Here is a 21116-nt window from a genome sequence, read left to right on the forward strand (position 1 = left end):
CCTTACCCGCGCGTCCAGAGGAAGGGCCCGTTGTCGGCTCCCAGGTCCGGGTCCAGCGTGTCGGGCACCCAGTCCGCGTCCACGTTCCCCGGGCCCGCGTGGATCTCCGGATCGACGCAGTCCTGGATGCCGTCTTCATCGACGTCATGCCAGCCATTGAGCACCAGGGAGAGCAGCGCGAAGTCCTCCCTTTCCAGCACCCGGCCGGTCCTCGGGTTGAAGACCTGCGTCCGGTCGTACACGATGCCACCCACCTCCTCGAAGGTCTCGGGCCCCTTGGTGTACTCGGCGAGCAGCACCGGGACGTTGCGCCGGAAGAGCTCGTTGTAGAAGAGGCCCGGGCTCACATGGAGTGGATCGATTCGCAGGGCGGCCGGCCCATCTGTCCTGAAGATGGGATGATTCATCGGCCATCGTCCGACGCCGTAGCCCGCGAATTGTCCGGGGAGGTCCTCGAGGAACACGACGGCGTCGTAGGCCGCGAAGCCAGCCGTCTGCTCGCTGCTCAGCGCGTCCGGGTGCTCCGCGGGAAACACCTTCACGTCGAAGGTGAAGGAGACCTGGGGCCGGACAGCAAGGCCGCTGAAGACGGTCGCCGGGACATACGCCACGAACAGCGAGGTCAAAGCCGCGTGGACATCCGCATCCAGCAGCATCCTGGGCACCTCGGACACCTCGGGGTTCATGCGCAGGGCGTCCCGGTTGGCCGCGGTGTCGAAGAACACGACCAGGACGCGGAAGGCACCACAGGTCTTCTCGAGCCGGGGCACCGCCTGGCCCGTGGAGGCCAGGAAGTAACCCTCGTACTTGTAGAAGTACGGAGGGAAGCAGACCGGCTCATAGTGGGTCAGCGGCTCCTCGCTGTTCTCGGTCTCGAACAAGACCCCCATGTCGTCGCAGGCGGGCGCCACCACATGCGTCACGATGGCCCGGCTCGACGGGCCCGGGCTCCCGCCCCCGCAACCGGGCGCGAACAGACAGACGGCGGAGAGGAGTGCCGCTCGCGGGAAGGATCCGGGGCGCTGTCCTGTCATGGGCCCCAGGGATATCACGCGACGTAGGAGTCCGCCTCGCTCCGGGAGCTCCCCTCCTGCTCCGTGAAGCCAACCCTCGACGACATTTTTGCAGCACATGGAAGGGGTGGGCCCGCCCCGGTTGCCAGTGCATGGCGACGTTGGCACAGTGGGAAGATGCGAGCAGCTCGCAAAGAACCGGTGGGGGAAGACGTCATCACCCGGGCGGTGGAAGCGTTCCGGGTCACCCTGCGGGCCAGGTCCCAGAACATGAGCTCGGTGCGGGAGGCCATCGTCCGGGCGGCCCTCACCTACGACGGGCACTTCTCGGTGGAAGACCTCGTGCAGGTGCTCCACGGCCGGGGCGTGGCCGGCGCGCACATGGCCACCGTCTACCGGGCCGTGCCCCTCCTGCTCGAAGCGAAAATCATCCAGCCCGCGCTCGTCTCCAGGGGAGACCGCCAGCTCTACGAGGCGGCGTTCGAGCAGGAGCACCACGACCACCTCGTGTGCTCCATGTGCGGCAAGGTTGTCGAGTTCCAGTCCGAGGCACTCGAAGCGCTCCAGCGGGAAATCGCGGAGCGCTACGGCTTCGAGCTCGATGAGCACGTCATGGAGCTGTCGGGACGGTGCTCATCGTGCAGCGCGAAGCGCCGGAAGCACGGCGCTCACTGAGCGGACTCCTGGGCGCCTGCCCCCGCCTCGAGGGCGCGCGCCACCGAGGCACTGGCGGGCAGGCCTTCCGCCCGCGCGGGGCTCCGAGCGGCGGAGGCGGACCGTACGCGTCCCGTGCGCTTCTTCCACCAGATGATGACACCCGTGACGCTGAGCATGGCCACCACCAGGCCCATCAGCGAGATGAGGATGCGCCCGGGCAGTCCCAGGATGCGACCGGAGTGCAGCGGGAACTGCGCCTGGACGAAGACGTCCGCCGCCGTGCCCTTCCAGGGCTGGCGGTCGCCGAGGAGGCTCGCATCCTGCGTGTCGAGGTAGAGCTGGCGATGGCCCACGCCACCCGCGCCGTGGTCGTCCTCGGGATGGAAGAAGGCAATGGCGTAGATGCCCTGGTACTCTGAGTGGAACAGGTACCCGACCGGCTCCGTCCAGCCGCGGCGCCGGGCCTCGCGCTCGGCAATCGCAATCGCATCCGCGTAACCGGTGCGAGGCTCCACCGGCAGCGCCGACAGCGCACGCGTGTCGAACGGCGAGGGCGTCAGCTTCGAGACGACCGACATCACCGGGATGAAGACCTCGCGGTAGAGGTTCATCGAGAACGCGGTGAACGCCAGGATGAAGAGCAGCACCCACGTCCAGAGCCCGAAGGCCCGGTGCAGGTCGAAGTTCAGCCGGTAGCGTCCGGCGTTCCAGTTCACCTTCCACGCGGGCTTCCAGAGCTGCCAGAAGGTACGCCCCGAGGCCCGCGGCCCGTCCCCCTCCAAGACAGGCTCGGCGGCAATCTCTCGCTTTCGCTTGCGAAGCGGCAACGTGAGGTAGAAGCCGACGAAGCAGTCCAGGGTCCAGATGAGCGCGATGACCCCGAGCAGCCACGGCCCCCAGCGGTCCGTGCCGAACATCACCGGCAGGTGCAGGGTGTAGTGCATCTTGTAGAGGAAGGAGACCGCCGTCTCCCGGGTGACGGGCCACACCGCGCCCCACTCGCGACGACCAAGCTCCTCACCCGAGACAGGGTCGACGAACACCTGATTGAAGCCTGGCTCGAAGAGCGTCCCGGTCGCCGGGTTGACGCGGGGAGAGACGCTGAACGCGAGCGCCTTTCCCGCTTCCGCGGCCAGCGGCATGTACGTGACGCGCACCTCGGGATGGCGAGCCTCGACCTGACGGGCCAGCTCCAGCGCGGGGATGGGCGTCCCCTGCGCATGCGCCCGGGTCAGGTGGGGGTTGAGCCACTCATCCAGCTCGTGGTCCCAGGAGATGACCACGCCGGTGAGGCCCGTGATGAACAGGAAGGCGGCGGTGATGAGCCCCATCCAGCGGTGAGCCACGGTCCAGAATGCACGCATCACGGCCTCCTCGAAGCACGCTCCGCGGCCAGGGCAGGAGCAATCATCGATCGAATCTCACGTTCACGAGCGCGACCGCGCGCGTGGGCTGACCGGCCCGGTCGAGCCCGGGGGCCCACCGCTTGGACAGCGCGCAGCGCCGCGCCTCACGCCCGAAGCCATGCCCCGGGTCCGCCGTCACGGCGGCCGAGAGCACGCTGCCCGCGGAATCCACCTCGACGCGCAGGGTGACGACGCCATGGTCGATGCCCGCGTCATCCGCCTCGTCTGGGAATGGACAGTCCCAGCGTGCACCACCCGCGAGCGCCGGCCTCCGGGAGCGGTCCCCGGCGAGGTCCGTCCCGGTGCCACCTTCGACGCCTCCCGCGCGTGCGTTGGAGTCCCGCACGGCGTGCGTCGCGGTGCCGCCGGACTCAGTGGTTCCCCCGGCGTAGGACGTGCCCTTCCCCACGACGAACGTGTCACCGAAGTCGACGACCTCGGGAGCCGCTGTCGCGACCTGCGCGGCTTGCGCGGCGGCCGGAGGCGGCGCATTCGCGGTGCGCGGAGCGGGCGCCCGCGCTGCTGGCGCGGCCTTCACGCGAGCAGGCTCCGCCCGTGGCGCCTCGGCGGGTGGCGGCGGGGCCACCGGCTGGACGGGCCGAGGCGGGAGCTCGACCTCCACCCACTGGGACACGGGCGCGCTCTTCACGACACCGCCCTCCTCCGGCAACGGCCCCATGAGGGTTGCCCCCAGGGCGAGCGCGCCATGGAGGAGCGCCGCGCCGACGCCCGCCAGGATGAGCGGCCTGGGCGAGCCGCGCGGTGAGCCGTCCAGCATCGACGCACGCGTGTCCACGCGGGCTCGAGGTGCCCTCGTGGGCGACGCGCCCTGCCCGCTCAAGGCCCGACCTCCACCGGCGGCCCCGGCTCCACCGCGAAGGCGATGCGGGACAGGCCCGCCTGCCGGAGGACGTCGAGCGCATGCATGACGCGGCTGTGTGGGACGGCTCCCTCCGCCTGCACGACGGCGCGCAGGTCCGGGTGGGTCGCAAGCGCGGTGCGCGCGAGCTGCAGCACCTGCTCGTCACGGGGAACCGCCTGGCCGTCCACGTACGTGGTGCCATCCGCGCGCAACGAGACGCTGAAGACCTGCTGCACCTCGCCGCCCGTCGCGGCCCTGGGCAGGTCCATGGGCATCGCCCGCGACACGACGAGCTTCGCCGTCACCATGAAGATGATGAGGAGCACGAGCGTGATGTCGACGAGCGGCGTCACGTTGATGCCCGTGATGGGCGCGTTCGGCTTGTTCGAAGAGAAGCCGGCCATGCGTCACTCCACGGCCGTCGCCAGGGAGGCCGACCCGTTGCCCTGGTGGCTCGCGGCCTCGCGCTGGATTCCCTGTCGCGAAACGCCTCGGGGCGCATGCTCCTCGCGAAGGTGGGCCAGCAGCACGTGCCCGAGCGTCTCGGCATCCGCGAGCGCCGCCGTGACGCGGCCCTGGAAGTAGTTGAACGCCGCCACGGCCGGAATCGCCACGACGAGCCCGACCGCCGTCGCGACCAGCGCCTCGGAGATGGCGCCCATGATGCGCTCGGGCGCCAGGGCGCTCGCCGCGGCCATCGCGCCATTCACCGGCTGGGTGTGTCCGAGCGCCTCGAACGCGCCGACCACGCCAATGACAGTGCCGAGCAGCCCGACGAAGGGGGCGTTGTTGCCGACGGTGCCGAGAAACAGCAGCCGCTGTTCGAGCCGCTTGCGCTCGAGCCCCATGGCCGCCGCCATGGCCTCCTCGGCGGACGCGGCGCCCTGCTCCAGCTCGGCGAGCCCCGCGGCCACGACGCGCGACTCGACGCTGTTCGCGCCCTCGAGGAGCTTCCGCGCGCGCTCGTACTCCTCGCCGCGCAGGAGCTTGCGAAGCTCGGGAACGAGCGGGTCCATCCTGCCGTTCATCCGGCGGAAGACCCACGCGCGCTCGAGCGCAACCGCGACCGAGGCGAGGCTCAGCGCGATGAGCAGCCAGAGCACCCAACCGGCGCCCGACCCGACCATCAAGTAGGTGAGTTTCTCAATCATGTGTCGTTCCCCGTCACCGGGATGGGTGTCTCACTCGATGGGCATGAGCCCGGAGAAGTAGCCATCCATCGTGAACTTCTGGACGGCGGTGTTGGTGGCCGGGTCGAGCTCGAAGACCGTCGACTTCGAGCCGTCGTCGCTCTCGCTGGTGTAGAACCTGCCGTCCACGCCACTGCCGCTGAAGCCGACGACCGAGTAGTGCGCGCCCTGGACCTCTTCCGCCTTCGGCGTGTCACCGAGCGTGAGGCGCCACATCTTGTAGGCGGGCACGGTCCAGTGCTCGAAGTTCACCCGGTTGAGGTTGGTGGGAATCCGGTCCTCGTACTTCATCATCGTGAAGCCGACCCCACCATTGACGGACGGGGCCTCCAGCTCCGTCATCGAGTCGAGCCCACCCGTGAGCGACGGGATTTCGAAGAACCAGTCGTCCTGGAAGTCGGTGGCGCCCGGGGCGATGCGCAGCAGGCAGTTGGGCACCGAGGGCTTGCCGCTCGCCGCGGCGAACACCTGCATCGACTGGTTCCGGCCGTCGCCCATCACATAGGCATAGCCCCGCGAGTCGAACGTCACGCGCCCGCCGGCGCCGCAGCGATTGTCCTCGGCGAAGCTCACGACGGCCATCGCCTTGGGGTCGAGCGTAATCATGCTCACCGTCTGCTGGATTTGCGCCGTGGTCCAGTTCACCCACTTGCCGGGGATGTAGACGAGCCCGTTGTGCGTCACCGTCGTGAAGGCCTCGAGCGAGTAGCCATCCCTCTTCAGGAACGACAGGTCGACGTCCCCCTTGATGGTCATCGTCTTCGGATTCCAGACGACGGCGACGTAGGCCTCGGTGAGCACGGAGACCGCGGTCTCGTCGTCCACGATGACGTTCGAGAAGTCCATGTAGGTGATGCCGTAGTTCAGGAAGCTGAGCCGACCCGTCTCCTTGAACCCGTTCTCGGTGGAGTAGCGCACCCACACCGGAGACTCCGCGAGGCCGTAGAAGAAGTCGCTTCCGTGCGCGAGGAAGACGGCGTTGCCGTTCACCTCGATGCCATTCGCATTGGTGAAGTGGCCCTCCAGCTTGCTGACAATCTGGGCGTAGCTGACGCGGTTGCCGTCCGCGTCGATGCTCACCGACCCGAGCACGTAGCGCGGGCCCTCCGGCGCGGGCGTGTCGTTGCCGTCCTCATCGGACTTGTCACTGCACCCCGCGAGCGCGAGCGCCAGCGCGCCCACGGCCCACATCTTCCTGCTCGGCATCACGGTATTCCTCCTGCGCCGTACGAGAGGCGCTCACTGGCTGTTCCTCAGAGCTCTCCCGTCACCTTCAGGAAGAGGGACCGGCCGGGCCGCTGCACCCCGAAGAAGTCGTAGACCGCCGCGTCGGTGACGTTCTGCATCTCCAGGGTGCTCGTCACCCGCGCGTCGTGGTTCATGCTCCACGAGAGGCCCAGGTTGTGCGTGAGCTGCGCGTCCACGACCTGCTTGAACTCGCGCAGGCCCTGGCTCTCCCAGCCCCGGTAGAACGAGTGGACGTAGCGGCCCGCGTAGAAGGGCTCCAGCGTGTCGTCACCACCGGGCAGGCCCGGAAGGCGGACGCGCGCGCCCCAGCTCGCGAAGAGCCAGGGGCGGTTCGGGATGCGGTCTCCCTCGAAGTCGCCGAAGGTGCCTTCGCTCGACGCGTTGCGGACGTCCTGGAAGGTCACCATTCCATCGAGGCTCAGCAGGCGTCCCGGGGAGCTCCACGAGACGGCGTTCTCGACGCCCACCGAGCGGGCGCGGTAGACGTTCTGGTAGGTGAAGTAGCGGTCGTTGCCGAGCAACACGATGAGGCGACTGCTGTCGCGCCAGAAGGCGTTGACGTCGACGGTGAAGTCACCCAGCGAGGCGCGGCGCAGCTCCAGCCGTGGACCGAGGTTGGCGTTGTGACTCACCTCGGGCTCGAGCTCCAGGCTCGGCGAGACGAGCACTCCGTTGCCGAAGACCTCGTCGGGCCGCGGCAGGCGCGTGGCGTACTCGTACGACGCCTTGGCGTAGAGCCACTCGGTGAGCCGGACGCGGATGCCATCGCCGACGCCGAAGGAGTGGGAGTCCTGCGAGAGCGGACGGAAGAGGCCGCCCGGGAGCGCCTCCTCGCTGGACGCGCGGTAGACGTAGGCCTTCACGAAGAGGCTGTTCTGGAGACGGTAGTCGGTGCCACGCCGCCGCCCCTCCAGCACGTCGGAGGCCCCGGAGACCGGGAGCGCGTTGAGCTCGTACTCGAGCCCGCCCACGAACGTGGAGAGCTTGCGCCGCGCGGTGAGCGGGTCGCGAGCGGAGGGGTCGGCCTGGAGGTGGTCGGCACCGGTCCGGGACACGTGCGTCGGCGACAGCGCGAGCCGCAGCACGTGCTCGGCGTGGGGTGCCCACTCGAGCGACACGCGGCCCAGCGCGCTGTCCTCCCAGAGCGTCTGGTCGGCCGGTCTGCCCTGGGTCTCCCCGTCCACGGCCCGCTCACGGATGCGGTTGCCGAACCAGTCGTACACCCACTCGCCACGGTCCACGAAGTCGATGGTGCGCCGCGCGACGTTGCCGAGCACCGCCAGCTCGAGGTTGGGAGCCAGGGGCTGCTCGTACCGCGCCGTGGCTCCGATGACGCCCTCCCCGTAGGTGGCCTCGCCGTACGGGACGGTCATCACGATGTTGTGCTGGATGTCCTTGTCGAAGGTCGACGCGAAGGCGCGGAGCAGGAGCTTGCGCGCCCAGGGCCGCTCGACGAGCCCCAGTTCCACCGCGCCGCCGAACGCACCGTACCCATCATGGAAGCGAGGGATGGTGACGGACCGGGGTTGCCCCTGCTCGTCCGGTGCCTCGACGCCGATGCGGTAGTCGTTGCGGGCGGAGTCGAAGAAGGCCTCGCCGCCGGCCACGAAGCCGGTGGGCTCATGGCGGTAGTGCCCGTTGAGCGACACCCGATGCGTGCCGAACGAGCCGAACTGGTAGCTCGCGCCCAGCCGCGTCTGGTGGCTCTGGTCCGTGACGAGGTTGACGGCCCCGCCGAGCGCATCCGCGCCGAAGCGGATGGGCACGACGCCGCGGAAGATTTCCACGCGGTCGACGAGGTTCACCGGCACGTTGGAGAAGCCGAACGTGTACCCCGCCATCTCCAGCGGCACGCCATCGAGGAAGAAGCGGATCTGGTCGTCGTAGAGGCCGTTGAGCGAGAACCGCGCTCCGCTGCCGAGACCGCCCGAGCGACGCACGGACACGCCCTGTGAGCGCGCGACGACCTCACCCAGGTCGGCGCTCTGCTCGCGCGCCCGTCGCAGGTCGACCACATTCACGGCCTCGGCGGATTCCTGCCGCTGGCGTGCTTCGGAAGGCGTGCCGCGCACCGTCACCTCGACGGGCGTGGGGGCGGCGGGCACGGGCTCGGCGGGAAGTCGAAGCTCGACGCGGGCCTCGCTCCCCGCGTCCACGTCGCCCTGCACCGGGGTCGGCTCGGGCGGAAGGCGGAACGCCATGCGGTAGAGGATGCGGGCGGCGATGGGCTGCCCGTCCCGGCGCGCCGGGTTGAAACGCAGCCGGAGGGCGGCTTCGCGCGCCGCTTCGTCCAGTGAATTTCCGAGCGCCTCGGTGACTTCCGCCGTGGTGACGCGCCCCTCCGCGTCGAGGTTCAGCCGCAGCACGACCTCGCCTTCCAGGCGCTGCGCGCGGGCATCCTCCGGGTAGTCGGGCTCGACCGGCTCGACGAGCGTGGGCGGCTCGAGCCCCGTGCCGGGTGCGGCCCCCGTGGACTGCTGCGCGTGGGCGCCGAAGCCCAGGCCCACCACGGCGACGAGGACCTGGAACATGCGAGGGACTCGCCACTTCGAAAGCCGACCCGCGCGGACCACGCCCGCGCCGGTCCGCTGGCGGTCGCGCGCACTGGAGGGCACCGAGAAATCTGGAGCGCGCGACGGGGGTGACATGGCTCCCTGCATTGGGTTGAAAGCGCGAGTAGTTCGCATTCTCGTCGCACGCGAAGTTCTCACTGTCAAGAGAGGAACGTCCACACAGTTGCGCTGTAACGCGCCGTAACGGAGCCGATGGCGGCAGCTCTCGTTCGCAGAGCGAAATCGCGACGAGGTGGCAAAACGGAAAGAGGCTGGGGCTATCCTCCCGGCATGTCCCACGTCGACTACGTGATCATTCGTGGCTGCGAGGCCCCGGAAGAGGTGCGGCCCACGCTCCAGAGGCACGGCATCACCGCGGGCCCGGAGCTGCACGAGAAGGAGAAGGTGGAGCAGGTGCTGCTAGACGCCCTGGAAGCCTTTCCGGAGGCGCCCATCTGCGTGGTGTTCCAGGACACGTTCTGGGAATTCAAGCACGGCGTGTTCCTGGCCTCCGACAGCGGGCTCGACGAGGCGCAGGTCTCCTGGTCCTTGAAGGAGGATGAGCTGGCCGGGTTCGAGGTGCCGGAAGCGGAGGAGGCCCGGGTCCCGCTCTCCGTCGACGCGGACAGCCTGCTCGACCTCTTCGACGGCACGGCGGAGGATGCTTCCGCCGAGGAGCACCTGCTGAGCCTGCCCGAGCGCTTCTTCGAGCTCCCGAAGGCACGGCAGGTGTTGGCGCAGGTCGCCGCGGTGCTCGAGCCCAAGCAGTTCCAGGTCCTCGTGGACATCGCCGGGCACTACTTCGTGGCCACGCTGGAGCGGAAGAAGGGGGTCGCCCTGGCGCCCCTCTACCCCTGGGTGGAGGACGGCGAGGTGCGGAAGCTCATGCGCTCGGCGGTGGGCACTCCGACGCCGGGGACCTTCGAGCCCTGTCCGAAGAAGGAGCGGGCCCGGGGCGGCTCGAAGCGGGACACCCAGCGGCCCTTCACCACGGGCTCGCTGAAGGCGCGCATGGACAGCGTCCGGGACGCCACCGTCATGAACCGCGCCGAGTATGGCCACAGGACCTTCGTGGGTACTCCCGAGGCCTTCGAGCAGCTCGAGGCCGCGCTGCGGGCCCCGGAGAACGCGGGGCCCGGGTTCGCCCCGGTGCGGAGCGCGCTGTACCAGGTGCTGTTCAAGTGCTGGCCGGAGAAGACCCGGCCCCTGCTCTTCTCAGGGCTGGAAGCGGAGCAGGACGACGCGGTGCGAGGGCAGCTCTACGCCTGCCTGTCGAAGGTGGAGGACCCGGCCGCGTACCACGCCCTGGCGCGGGGCATGAAGGTGGAGCCGCCCGGTGTCATCGAGCGCCTGTCCCAGGTCATCTGGCGGCAGAAGGCCACGGTGGAGCTGCTGGTCCGCGAGTACCTCGTTCCCTCATGGCCGGAGGACCGCGCGCTGGCGGATCGCGTCGTGAAGGTGCTGCGCGACGAATATGTGGAGATCCCGCCCGCCTGGGTTTCCGAGGCGCCCGAGGAGCTGCGGAAGGTGCTCGGCCCCGTCCTCGAGAAGGCCTAGCTTCGAACCCAGGACAGACCGCAATCAGCCGGTCGATGGCTTGCCGGTGTTGGCCGCCAGTTGAGCGTCGAAGGCTCGCTTGTAGGCGGGCCGCGCTTCGCCGCGGGCGACATAAGCGGCCAGGTTTGGGTATTCGTCCAGAATGCCCGATGACTTCAACCTGAGCAGCACCGACACCATCAAAAGGTCGCCCGCGCTAAACGCACCATCGAGCCAGTCGGCATCACCCAGGCGAACGGAAAGTGGGTTCAGCCTGCCGCGAACGCGATCTTCCACCAGAGGAAGGCGCTCCGAATACCAGGGCTTGTCGCCCTCGAACAGCCTCGCGGTTGCAAATTCAAGGATGGGCGGTTCCACCGTGTTGAGCGCGGCAAACATCCAGGTGATCGCGCGAGCCCGGGCATTGGCATCGTCCGGCAGCAAGCCTGCATGTCGCTCGGCGATGTGAAACACGATCGCCCCTGTCTCGAACAGCGCGAGATCGCCTTCCTCAAAGGTCGGAATCTGGCCGAAAGGATGAAGCGCCAGATGCGCGGGTTCCTTCATCGCACGAAACGAAACATAGCGAACCTGGTAGGGTTGGCCCACTTCCTCGAGCGCCCAGCGAATGCGCGTATCACGCGCCAGTCCCTTGCCGCCATCGGGTGAGCGTTCAAAGGCGGTAATGGTGATGGTCATCGAGAGGCCCCTCCTTGGCGAACATCATCGGCTGCGGAGACAGACCTTTGCAACCATGCACATGCCTTGGAATGGATATATCAAAACCGTGAAGGGCCTGGACTCAGCCTCACGTGGGTTCAGGTACAATGAGACATGCCGATGAAGCGAAAGCAGCCCGGTCGCAAGGCGCCCTCCGCGCATCTGGAGGGGCTCGGGTCCTCGTTGATGCATACCGTTCGTGTCTGGCAGGTCGCCCCGGTCCGCACCGAATGGACCGCTGTGCTGCCCGTCCGGGCTGGACGCGAGGAGTCGGCGCGGCGGCTGGTGACCGAAGCGCTGGCCCGGAATCCGGACATGGGAGGGGGACCGCCGCGCAACGCGGTCGGGCTGCTCGAGCCGGGGGCCGGACGTCGTGGGATGCGCTTCAACCCGAGCGAGCGCGCCTTGTGGCCGCCCGCGGCGCTCTACCTCGAGTTCATGCCGGCCGGCTCCGACATGGTCTACGCGCAGTATGAGCTGGCGCATCACATCCTCGAGCGTGCCGCGCCGCTGCTCGTGGATGCGAGCTGGTACACCATCCTGACGCAGTGCGAGGACATCCTCGACCGTTGGGAGATTGCGGCGGGCCGGCTGCACTACGAGCGGCACCTGACCGAGGAAGAGCAGGCCCGAGCGATGCTGCAACAGCTCGAGCCGTCGCTCCGGGGGCATCTGGGCTGAGCCAGACCGGCCGCGCCCGCTTACGAACTCGAGCTCAACGGGTCCTGGCCAACTCCACGGCGTCCGCGCCGGCGGGCTGGCGGATCGGGCTCGACGGCTCGTTCACCGCGCGCCAAATCACCTCTGCCACGTCAAGCGACCGGGTGGATGGCCCCGAGTTCTGCCCCATGGTTCTCTCGAAGACGCTCCGCGCGAAGTCGGAGTACGCCTCGGGGACGGCGACGCCCTGCTTCCGCATCTCAGCCTGTGCGTTTTGAGCAAAGGACGTCTCCCGGGCCTGCCCCGGAAGCACGAGGCCTACCCGTACATTGAAGGGCTGGAGCTCCAGCGCGAGCGACTCGGTGAACGCGTTGAGCGCCGCTTTGCTCGCGGTGTATACGGCAAGCATCGGAAGCGGCTTCAGCGTCGTGCTCGACGAGACGTTCACGATGACCCCCGCCTTCCGTTGCCTGAACTGAGGCAGGAACGCCTGGGTCACTGCCATCGCACCGAACGTGTTCGTTTCGAAGGTGGAGCGGACCGTTTCCATCGAGGTGCCCTCGAAGACACTCAGCAGGCCGACACCCGCGTTGTTGACCAGCACGTCTATCGGTCCGGCGGCCTCCACCGTCTTGCGAATGCTCCGCGGGTCGGTGACGTCGAGCGCGAGCACCTGCAGATGCTCGGACCGGGGCAACACGTCCTCGCGCGGCGCGCGCATCGTGGCAATGACCTTCCAGCCGCGCTCGAGGAAGTAGCTGGCGGTTTCGAGGCCGAATCCAGACGAGCATCCGGTGATCAAGATCGTTTTCATGGCATCTCCTGTCGGTAGTGGTTTCAGTCCCAAGACGATAGGGAGCGAGGACCGGACGTGCTACAACAGGAAGTCCGCATCTCATTGGCAAGAGTCCGGTCATGATCGATCCGCTCGCAGAAGTGGTCACCCTGCTCCAACCAGGCGCTCCGTTCTCGAAGCGGGTGAGCGGTGCAGGCCGGTGGAGCGTTCGGCGCGCGGAAGCCGGGAGGCCTTTCTATTGCGCCGTCCTCGAGGGTTTGAGCCGCCTTGCCGTCGATGGACGAGCGCCGATGATCCTCGAGAAGGGGGACTTCGTTTTGATCCCGTCGGCGTTCGACTTCACGGCGTCGAGCCTCGAACCGCCGCCGGGTCGACGCGACACCCCGCACGTCGTGTTGCCAGATGGCGAAATCAGACATGGCGATCCACGTGCCCCGCCGGATGTTCGAATGCTGGTGGGTTACTGCGTCTTCGCTTCCCCGGACGCGAGCCTGCTCGTCCCGCTCCTCCCGCAGCTCGTGCACATTCGCGGTGAGCGGAGGCTCGCGACCCTCGTGGAGCTCGTGAGCGAGGAGTCCCGCGAACGGCGGCCCGCGCGCGAGGTCATCCTCGCCCGCCTCCTCGAGGTTCTTCTCATCGAAGCCCTCCGCTCCACGGCGGGCACCTCGGCGTCGCCGGGTCTCCTGCGCGGGCTCGCCGACGAGCGCCTTGCCGTCGCGATACGACGGATGCACGAGAGCCCGACCCAGGCGTGGACTGTCGCGCAGTTGGCGAAAGAGGCCGCGCTGTCCCGCTCGACGTTCTTCGAGCGATTCAGCCGCGCAGTGGGCGTTGCCCCGATGGAGTACCTGCTCGGCTGGCGCATGGCCCTGGCGAAGAACCTGTTACGGCGCAAGGAAGTCACCGTCGCCGAGGTCGCGGAGCAGGTCGGCTACAGCTCCGCGAGCACCTTCAGCGTCGCCTTCACCCGCCACGTCGGACTTCCGCCAACGCACTACGCGCGGGAGCAGGCGAAACCGGCTTCATCAGGGCGGCCTCGTGGCTTGAGACGCTCTACACCCGCCTGAAGCCTGGGCGGGCCTCGCTCACGGCGGGGGACCCCGGCATCATCCATTCGAGGGGGCACGGGCAGGTAACAACGGGGCCTCGGTGTCGGGTGTGGACGCACAGCTCGGCGGCACCTGTCAGCGGCCCTCCTCTGCCCCTCCCGCTCCAGCCCTCACCCTCAACGGGCTTTCCATTTGCCCCATGCCTCTTTATCAGGGCTGGGGGCGCGTGCCCCGGTCACCGAGCCGAGGTATACCCACCCACCCGCGGGGACCGGGCCCACCCGGGCTCCGCGGAGACGACCCATTACAGAGGAAGACGCTCGTGGCCGGAAGTAGCCTCTTTGCCCTGATTGATGACATCGCCAGCCTGCTGGATGACGTCGCGGCCATGACCAAGGTCGCGACCCAGAAGACCGCTGGCGTCCTGGGTGACGACCTCGCGCTGAACGCGCAGCAGGTGACCGGCGTCACGGCTGACCGCGAGCTGCCCGTGGTCTGGGCGGTCGCCAAGGGCTCCCTGGTCAACAAGGCCATCCTGGTCCCCGCCGCACTGGCCATCAGCGCGCTGATTCCCTGGGCCATCGTCCCCATGCTGATGCTGGGCGGCGCCTTCCTCTGTTACGAGGGCGTCGAGAAGCTGGCCCACAAGCTCCTGCACAGCAAGGGCGAGGACGAGGCCCACCATGGTGAGCTCGTCAAGGCTGTCGCCGACCCCGCGGTGGACATCGTCTCCTTCGAGAAGGAGAAGATCAAAGGCGCGGTCCGGACCGACTTCGTGCTGTCCGCGGAGATCATCGTCATCTCGCTGGGCACCGTCGCCGCCGCGACCTTCGGGCAGCGGGTCGCCGTCCTGGTCGGCATCTCCATCATCATGACGGTCGGCGTCTACGGCCTGGTCGGCGGCATCGTCAAACTCGACGACGCGGGGCTCCACCTCAGCGCGAAGACGGGCACGGGGGGTTTTCGCGGCTTCCAGCGCGCGCTGGGCCGGGGGCTCCTGACCGGCGCTCCGTATCTGATGAAGACGCTCTCGGTGGCCGGCACGGTCGCCATGTTCATGGTCGGCGGCGGCATCCTCACCCACGGCATCCCCCCCGTGCACCACTTCAGCGAGGACCTCGCGCACGGCGCGGGCACCGTGTCGGGCATCGGCGGCGTGCTGGCGGCGCTCGTCCCCACGCTGATCAACACGGTGTTCGGCATCCTCGCCGGCATCGTCGTCCTGCTGGTCGTGACAGGCGTGACGCGCGCCGTCCGCGCGGCGCGCCCGAAGCCCCGGTAGGCCCTCCGCGACGGCTCGGGCCCTCGTCACCGCGAGGGAGCCGATGGCTCGAGCCGGCGGAGTCCCGGGTGCCGCCGTGCGGGCCTCACACCTCCGTCTCGCCCAGGCCGAGCTTTTTTCGCAGAGGGCCCATCCGCTCGCCCAGAGCGGCCTGGACCTCGGGCGTCAATACCGCGCGGCCGTCGCCCACCACGCCCTTGCGGATGAAGCCTGGCCTGGAGGCGCTCCGGTCGAAGAGCGGCAGCCGCACGTCAAAACGCTCATCGTGCTGCTTCATGAAAGCGAAGCCGCACTTCTCCAGGATGGCACCCATGCGGTCCTCTTCGAGGGTGACGTCCAGAAAGCGCGCCACCTTCCGGATGGCGCCCTCCAGGTCCGCGACCAGCTCCTCGTAGCGCAGGTGGAGGACGTTCGGGTCCGCGCGGTGCGGCCACCAGGACTCCAGGTGCCAGAACCACCGCTTCAGCAGGAAGTCCCGGCGGAGGAAGGGGACGTCGAGCTTGGGCCGGTAGCCCGTCTCCAGACAGACGTGGTTGTGGACCGAGACCAGCGAGTCCGCCGCGTTGCGGGTGACGTAGATGACGCGGCTGTCCATGGGCGGAGCCACCAGCCAGTAGGGCATGTGCGTCTTCAGGATGCGGGGGGACGGGAGCGCATCCAGCACTGCCTCCGTGAAGTCCCGAAGCATCAGTTGCTCCAGGTAGGGGGACACCTGGGACATGTGCTCGAACTCGCCCCGGCCTCCCGTGAGGACCTGGTAGACGATCTGCTGCATCCACGTCGTGCCCGATTTCGGCGCAGTGGCCACGTAGATGTCTCCGGGCCGCGGCTTGAGCATCGCGTAGCGCAACCGGAACCACCGCAGCGCAACGGTTGCCAGGATCGTGGGGATGCTGAGGAGATTCACGAGGCCGAGCAGGATGCTCAGCGCCCCGTGGAGGGTACGCGGCCGACGGGACGCGTCAGTCCCCATGTCGTGCATGGTACGGCCTTCCCACCGGCGGGCCCTTCCACCTCAGGGCCCGCGGAGCACTCCGGAGACTGAGCCCGGGTTGACAGTCATTCCGACGAATCACTAGCGTCAATTCGCTTCACCCGAATTCAACGTCAGTGAGGATGACCATGCAACTGCGGATCATGCTGGGCGGGCTGCTTGCAGCGGGACTGTTGTCGACGGGCTGTGGCGGAACCATGCCGGAGGAGATGGCGCCGGAGCAGAACCTCAGTGAAGCGGAGCAGGCGGTCTTCACCTGCCCCACCGGCTACACGCACGGCTCCTACTGGGACTGTGCCCAGGTCTGCGGTCTGGGGTGGGGCAACTTCCAGGTGCACTACTGCTACAACGCGACGGACTACTACGAGATTGGCAATGGCCCGACGCGCTGTGGAGCGTGTTACTGAAGTCACCCGCTCTTGATTGAGCGGAGCTGTTGACCAGGGCAGCTCTCCGTCCATGGAGAGCTGCCCCGCGTCCGGCTCCCCGGCAGCGGATGGAGGACCGAGGGATACCTCAGGAGGACGCGGGCTTCGTGTTCTCTCCATTCCGGTGGAGGCGGTCAGGACCCACTTAGACCGTAATCAGGTAATTCGCGACATATTGAGATTAGTCTGTATAGCGCGTATAAGGGCCGCGTTTCTCCCCCCGCCGTCTTGGAGTGCCGCCCTATGAAGCGAATCCTGCCGACCGCCGTCGCAACGCTTGCGCTGTGGGGATGTGGTGATGCGAACGACACGCCCGTGAATACGTCGCGTGAGCTGACGGATTCCGCCGAGCAGTCGGCCGTCGTCTCGCGCGCGATGGGCCTGGTGGCCAGGCAGGACGCCTCCGAGAAGCTGACGGCGCGCACGGTCATCGTGGACGACAACGGCTCCGAGCACGTGCGCTTCGACCGCTCGTTCGCGGGCCTGCGCGTGCTGGGCGGTGACCTGGTGGTGCACAACCCCGTGGGCCGCGCCTCCGAGGTGGAGTTCGCGACGCCGTCCACGCTGCGCGGGCTCTCCACGCTGCCCTTCTTCGACGCCGCGGCGGCGACGGTGCTGGCCGAGGCGGCCTTCGTCGGCCAGCGCAGCGGCCCGTCCAGCGCGGAGCTCATCGTCGACGCGCGGCCGGAGCGCGCTCCGGGGCTCGCGTACGAGGTGGTGCTCGAGGGCATCAAGCCGGACCAGACGCCCAGCGAGCTGCACGTGCTGGTGGACGCGCGCACCGGTGCGCTGCGCGGCTCGTGGGATGGCGTGCACACCGCCGCGGCCACCGGCTCCGGCCGGAGCCTCTACCTGGGGACGGTGAGCATTGGCACCAACTCCATCAGCAGCGGCTATGAGATGCGCGATGTGACGCGGGGCACCGGCTTCTATACGGTCGATGCGGGCCGCAGCAACGCCATCTTCACCGACGCCGACAACGTCTGGGGCAACGGCACCAACAGCGACCGCGCGAGCGCCGCGGTGGATGCGCACTTCGGCCAGAAGACGACGTACGACTACTACAAGAACGTGCACGGCCGGAACGGCATCGACGGCGCGGGCCGCACCGGCTACAGCAAGGTGCACTACGGCACGGCCTACAACAACGCGTTCTGGACCGACTCCTGCTTCTGCATGACGTACGGCGACGGTGACGGCTCCACCTTCACCCCGCTCGTGGCGCTGGACGTGGCAGGCCATGAGATGACCCACGGCGTGACGAGCCGCACCGCGGGCCTCGTCTACTCGGGCGAGTCCGGCGGCCTCAACGAGGCCACCAGCGACATCTTCGGCTCGCTGGTGGAGTACTACGCCGCCAGCGCGGGCGACCCGGGCGACTTCCTCATCGGCGAGCGCATCTACACGCCCGGCACGGCTGGGGACGCGCTGCGCTACATGTACAAGCCCTCGCTCGATGGCAAGTCGAAGGACTGCTGGTACAGCGGCATCGGCTCCATCGACGTGCACTACTCCAGCGGCGTGGCCAACCACTTCTTCTACCTGCTGGCGCAGGGTTCCGCCGCCAGCCCGGCGAGCCCCACCTGCAACGGCACGGCCGTCACCGGCATCGGCCGCGACGCGGCGGGGAAGATCTGGTACCGCGCCCTCACCGTGTACTTCACGTCCTCCACCAACTACGCGGCGGCCCGCACGGGCACGCTGAAGGCGGCGACGGACCTCTACGGCGCCACCAGCACCCAGTACAAGGCCGTGGCCGCCGCCTGGTCCGCGGTCAGCGTGAACTGAGCGCCGCGACGTAGCGCGAATGGGATGTATTCCAGGCCGGTCCGTCCCGAGGTGGGCGGGCCGGCCTTCGCGTTTCGAGGCGGAGCCCGCTCAGCCGCCGCGTGCTTCGAGCGTGGTCATGCCAGCACCAGCCACCCGCCCATCAGCAACATCCAGCCGAACACCGCCGCCTCGATGGCGCGTTGGACGAGTCCGCGCACGGGCGACTCGAACGACAGCACGAAGATGCCGAGGAGGACCCCCTTCCCCAGCGCGGCCGTGACGGCGGAAAGACCGGACAGCGACGACATGTCCTCGAAGGCGCGCCCGAGCTCAATCAAGCCGGCGCCCGCGCCGAAGTAGCCGATGGCGGCGACGAGGTTGTGAAGATGGTTGCGCCAGGTCCCCCAGAACGGCGCTCCGGCGTCACACGGAAACACCGCGGCGCCGACGTAGCTCACGCCGAACAGGGAGAGCAGCACGAGGCCCGTCCCGGTGTCGGCCGGAAGCCGCGCGCCGAGCAACGCCACGAACATCCAGACCGAGAGGCCAAGAGGCGCGAAGGCGAGCCAGGCCACCCGGCTCGCATCGGGAGCACCCGTCTCCCCCAACTCGCTGATGGTGTGCCGCAGGTGGCTGTAGCCGGGGCGGCGGCGCGCGAACCACCACGGTGGCACGGCGGCCAGCAGTGCGGCGAGGATCGCCGCGAGCAGGACCCAGAGGCTCATCCTCCAGCGCATAAGCGCGTGGCCCCCACGGCGAAAGCCGGCCCCCGCGCGGCTCGGGGGCCGTCAGGCGTCGTCATGGATGATGCGGCCCAGCGTGGCTTCTTCGGCCACGCTGGGCCATCACTTCGCGGACCTGCCTGAAGGGGATTAGTTCGTGTCCTGCGTCCCCATGCAGTTGTGGCCCAGGAGCGTCTGGCGGGTCTCGTCGAGGTTCGCCCACCAGGACTGGCTGTTGATGTGGTAGTCCCACAGGTTCACGCCATCCGGGTCGCTTTCCCCGTCCTGGCGGTTGGCCGTGCCGTCCGGGAAGACGGCCCACCGCAGCGCGATGTCGAGGGTGGTCGAGTTCTTCTGGTCGTCCTGTCCCGCGGGCGCCTCAGCCAGCTCGTTGTCCGAGTCGTCCAGGTCCCAGAAGGCCTTCACCACCTGGGCCTCGAGGCCCTTGTTGTCGGTGCACACCGGAGCGATGGGCTCCGCCTCCACGAAGTCGCTTCCGAAGCGGCTGGGAGCGGAGCCAGGGTTCTCCGGGTCCCAGAGCGAGGCGATGGCCACGTACCCCGCCCAGCCCTCGGCGGTTGCACACGACTCGTGCTCCGTGAGCTCCAGGGAATGGCCGGAGCCATTGAAGGAGCAGTCGCTCGCCAGGTCATCCTCGTCGAACTGCTGCATCTGCAGCACGTGCCCGAGCTCATGCGCCGCCGACTGGGCCTGGTCGCCGCGCGTCCCCGACACCTGGTACTTGTTCTGGTTGAAGGCCGCGCTGCCCGACTCCGGCCAGACCATGTCGATGTCCTCGGCCTCGAGGATGCTGGAGTAGACCTGGAGCATGTGCTGGGAGCTGTCGAGCGACATCGCCCGCCCGCCCCGCTCCGTGGTGCTGTCCGTCGTCACCAGGAGATACCCCGGCTGGTTGCACGCCGCGCCACTCTGGCAGTTGGCGACTGCGTTCGGACGCCAGGTCACTCCGCCGTAGCGGTTGTTCGCCAGGTCCCGCGCCACGACGTGGGGACCGCCGGCCGTGCCACGGACCTCCGACTTCCAGACGACGTACGGGTCCGGATGCGTTTCTCCCTTGAAGTAGCTCGCGCCCTCCCACTCGAAGGTGGCGCAGCCGCCCGTCGGGTTCACGAGAATCCACGTGCCGATGTACTCGTCGTCGCTCGTGTCGTCCTTGTCCCAGATTTCCACCAGCGCGCCCACGGGATGGGTGTAGTCGCCGTCCGGCTGCGTCGTGAAGTTGTGGAACTCCTGGTGGCAGGCGCGCTTCGCGCCCGGGTCGGACGGCGTCGGGCAATCGATACGCTCGTCCTTGAGAAGCAGCTCGAAGCAATAGGTCCGCGTCGCGGCGGATGCGGCAGGGGCCAGCAGGCTCACTGCCAGTGCAGCGGTCAGGCACAGGGGTGTCTTCATGATGGGATTCTCCGGGGCCTACTGGCCCTGCTCGCTGTTGTCGGGGGTGCTGTAGGCCGTGCCGCTCTCGATGAGGGGCAGCAGATTCGTCTGGAGGGCGGACTGCCTCGCCGCGAGGACGCCGGGATGGGCAGGCTCGAGACTCCCCTGCTTGTTCTTCCGTTGCGACGCGGGGTCGACCTGCGCGGAATACGCAGCGAGAGTGAGGCGCTGGGCCACGCCATTGACGACGCGGAAGTAGAGGGTGCGCCGCTCGCGGAACGGCGCCCGGCTTCGCGCCCCGGGCCCCGGGACATGACTCACTTCGAGCCAGCGGCTGTACACCCCGTCCGGCAACGGCGGCTGCCCTTCCGGACGCGGAGGAGCGTCGACCCAGACGTTTCCCTGCGCGTCCGTCTGGACCGCGAGCTGCGCCACCACCGGGACGCCCTGCACCGTCGAAGCGCCGGCATCGACGAGGGCTCCCGCGATGCGGTTGTAGACCGTGGTGACTGTCACGGTGTTCGGTGCCACGCGGAGCGCGAGCCCGAAGCGAAAGGTGCTCCCGTCGTCGATGATTTCAGCGAGCGAGGTGGGGTCCGTGGCAAGCGCCAGCTTCGGAACGAGGAACGCGAGTGTGACAGCCCACAGCAACGCGCCGGGCATGCGCTTTCGATTCAATGACATGTGAAGGCTCCGTGGTCGCCTCACCGGGACGGTGAGCGCGAACACATCGCTATTCGCGACGTCGGAATTGAATCTGACAGCGCGGTGCAAGCCATTGCGAGAAACGGAATTCTTCCGCCCCCGGCACGGCGGGTGGACACCCGCGCGGCGCC

20 protein-coding genes are annotated in these 21116 nt (G+C 68.4%); 7 read left to right on the forward strand and 13 right to left on the reverse strand.

Annotation, left to right across the window (positions count from 1 at the left end):
* Positions 1-2: 2 nt before the first annotated feature.
* Complete coding sequence (locus OV427_RS47845; protein ID WP_267862949.1) at positions 3-923, reverse strand: hypothetical protein; 921 nt, start codon at positions 921-923, stop codon at positions 3-5.
* A gap of 360 nt (positions 924-1283) precedes the next feature.
* On the opposite strand from OV427_RS47845, the gene OV427_RS47850 reads away from it, so the two are divergent.
* The gene (locus OV427_RS47850; RefSeq protein ID WP_267862950.1) at positions 1284-1688 is read left to right on the forward strand and encodes a Fur family transcriptional regulator; all 405 of its coding nucleotides are present in this window, start codon (positions 1284-1286) and stop codon (positions 1686-1688) included.
* On the opposite strand, the gene OV427_RS47855 is transcribed toward OV427_RS47850, so the two are convergent.
* The 6 genes from OV427_RS47855 to mxcH are packed head-to-tail and all read right to left on the reverse strand — an operon-like array spanning position 1682 to position 8907.
* On the reverse strand, positions 1682-3034 hold the full coding sequence (locus tag OV427_RS47855; protein WP_267862951.1) for a PepSY-associated TM helix domain-containing protein: 1353 nt from the start codon (positions 3032-3034) through the stop codon (positions 1682-1684). The two genes, OV427_RS47850 and OV427_RS47855, sit on opposite strands and share 7 nt — an antisense overlap.
* Before the next feature lie 43 nt (positions 3035-3077).
* On the reverse strand, positions 3078-3872 hold the full coding sequence (locus OV427_RS47860; RefSeq protein ID WP_267862952.1) for an energy transducer TonB: 795 nt from the start codon (positions 3870-3872) through the stop codon (positions 3078-3080).
* Positions 3873-3913: 41 nt separating this feature from the next.
* Positions 3914-4342 carry an ExbD/TolR family protein gene (locus OV427_RS47865; RefSeq protein ID WP_267862953.1) on the reverse strand — a complete coding sequence of 143 codons (429 nt, stop codon included), beginning with the start codon at positions 4340-4342 and terminating at the stop codon, positions 3914-3916.
* A gap of 3 nt (positions 4343-4345) precedes the next feature.
* Entirely contained in the window at positions 4346-5089 is a 744-nt protein-coding gene (locus tag OV427_RS47870; RefSeq protein WP_267862954.1) for a MotA/TolQ/ExbB proton channel family protein, read from the reverse strand.
* A gap of 30 nt (positions 5090-5119) precedes the next feature.
* Entirely contained in the window at positions 5120-6334 is a 1215-nt protein-coding gene (locus OV427_RS47875; protein WP_267862955.1) for a hypothetical protein, read from the reverse strand.
* 47 nt (positions 6335-6381) lie between these two features.
* The gene (gene mxcH / locus OV427_RS47880; RefSeq protein WP_267862956.1) at positions 6382-8907 is read right to left on the reverse strand and encodes a TonB-dependent siderophore myxochelin receptor MxcH; all 2526 of its coding nucleotides are present in this window, start codon (positions 8905-8907) and stop codon (positions 6382-6384) included.
* A gap of 312 nt (positions 8908-9219) precedes the next feature.
* On the opposite strand from mxcH, the gene OV427_RS47885 reads away from it, so the two are divergent.
* On the forward strand, positions 9220-10485 hold the full coding sequence (locus OV427_RS47885) for a hypothetical protein (protein ID WP_267862957.1): 1266 nt from the start codon (positions 9220-9222) through the stop codon (positions 10483-10485).
* A gap of 24 nt (positions 10486-10509) precedes the next feature.
* Here OV427_RS47885 and OV427_RS47890 read toward each other — a convergent pair whose 3' ends face one another.
* On the reverse strand, positions 10510-11163 hold the full coding sequence (locus OV427_RS47890; protein ID WP_267862958.1) for a glutathione S-transferase family protein: 654 nt from the start codon (positions 11161-11163) through the stop codon (positions 10510-10512).
* A 141-nt stretch (positions 11164-11304) separates the two neighbouring features.
* On the opposite strand from OV427_RS47890, the gene OV427_RS47895 reads away from it, so the two are divergent.
* On the forward strand, positions 11305-11865 hold the full coding sequence (locus OV427_RS47895; RefSeq protein ID WP_267862959.1) for a hypothetical protein: 561 nt from the start codon (positions 11305-11307) through the stop codon (positions 11863-11865).
* Between the two features lie 34 nt (positions 11866-11899).
* Here OV427_RS47895 and OV427_RS47900 read toward each other — a convergent pair whose 3' ends face one another.
* Positions 11900-12658, reverse strand: a complete 759-nt coding sequence (locus tag OV427_RS47900; protein ID WP_267862960.1) for an SDR family oxidoreductase — start codon at positions 12656-12658, stop codon at positions 11900-11902.
* Between the two features lie 101 nt (positions 12659-12759).
* On the opposite strand from OV427_RS47900, the gene OV427_RS47905 reads away from it, so the two are divergent.
* Positions 12760-13707 carry a helix-turn-helix transcriptional regulator gene (locus OV427_RS47905; protein WP_267862961.1) on the forward strand — a complete coding sequence of 316 codons (948 nt, stop codon included), beginning with the start codon at positions 12760-12762 and terminating at the stop codon, positions 13705-13707.
* A gap of 304 nt (positions 13708-14011) precedes the next feature.
* Positions 14012-14971: a DUF808 domain-containing protein gene (locus tag OV427_RS47910; RefSeq protein ID WP_267862962.1), complete on the forward strand. Its 960-nt coding sequence runs from the start codon at positions 14012-14014 to the stop codon at positions 14969-14971.
* Positions 14972-15056: 85 nt separating this feature from the next.
* Here the strand turns inward: OV427_RS47910 and OV427_RS47915 are convergent, their stop codons facing one another.
* Positions 15057-15953: a sulfotransferase domain-containing protein gene (locus OV427_RS47915; RefSeq protein WP_267862963.1), complete on the reverse strand. Its 897-nt coding sequence runs from the start codon at positions 15951-15953 to the stop codon at positions 15057-15059.
* Between the two features lie 140 nt (positions 15954-16093).
* On the opposite strand from OV427_RS47915, the gene OV427_RS47920 reads away from it, so the two are divergent.
* Entirely contained in the window at positions 16094-16372 is a 279-nt protein-coding gene (locus OV427_RS47920) for a hypothetical protein (protein WP_267862964.1), read from the forward strand.
* A gap of 264 nt (positions 16373-16636) precedes the next feature.
* Complete coding sequence (locus tag OV427_RS47925) at positions 16637-18181, forward strand: M4 family metallopeptidase (RefSeq protein ID WP_267862965.1); 1545 nt, start codon at positions 16637-16639, stop codon at positions 18179-18181.
* 116 nt (positions 18182-18297) lie between these two features.
* Here OV427_RS47925 and OV427_RS47930 read toward each other — a convergent pair whose 3' ends face one another.
* From OV427_RS47930 to OV427_RS47940, 3 genes are all read right to left on the reverse strand, one after another.
* Positions 18298-18888 (reverse strand): DUF998 domain-containing protein, encoded by a 591-nt coding sequence (locus tag OV427_RS47930; protein WP_267862966.1) that lies wholly within the window; start codon positions 18886-18888, stop codon positions 18298-18300.
* Positions 18889-19035: 147 nt separating this feature from the next.
* Positions 19036-20298, reverse strand: coding sequence for a hypothetical protein (locus tag OV427_RS47935; RefSeq protein ID WP_267862967.1), 1263 nt, complete (start codon positions 20296-20298; stop codon positions 19036-19038).
* Between the two features lie 18 nt (positions 20299-20316).
* Positions 20317-20964, reverse strand: a complete 648-nt coding sequence (locus tag OV427_RS47940; RefSeq protein WP_267862968.1) for a hypothetical protein — start codon at positions 20962-20964, stop codon at positions 20317-20319.
* Positions 20965-21116: the final 152 nt, after the last annotated feature.

Origin of the sequence: Pyxidicoccus sp. MSG2 (genome assembly GCF_026626705.1) — a bacterium.
GTDB lineage: Bacteria > Myxococcota > Myxococcia > Myxococcales > Myxococcaceae > Myxococcus.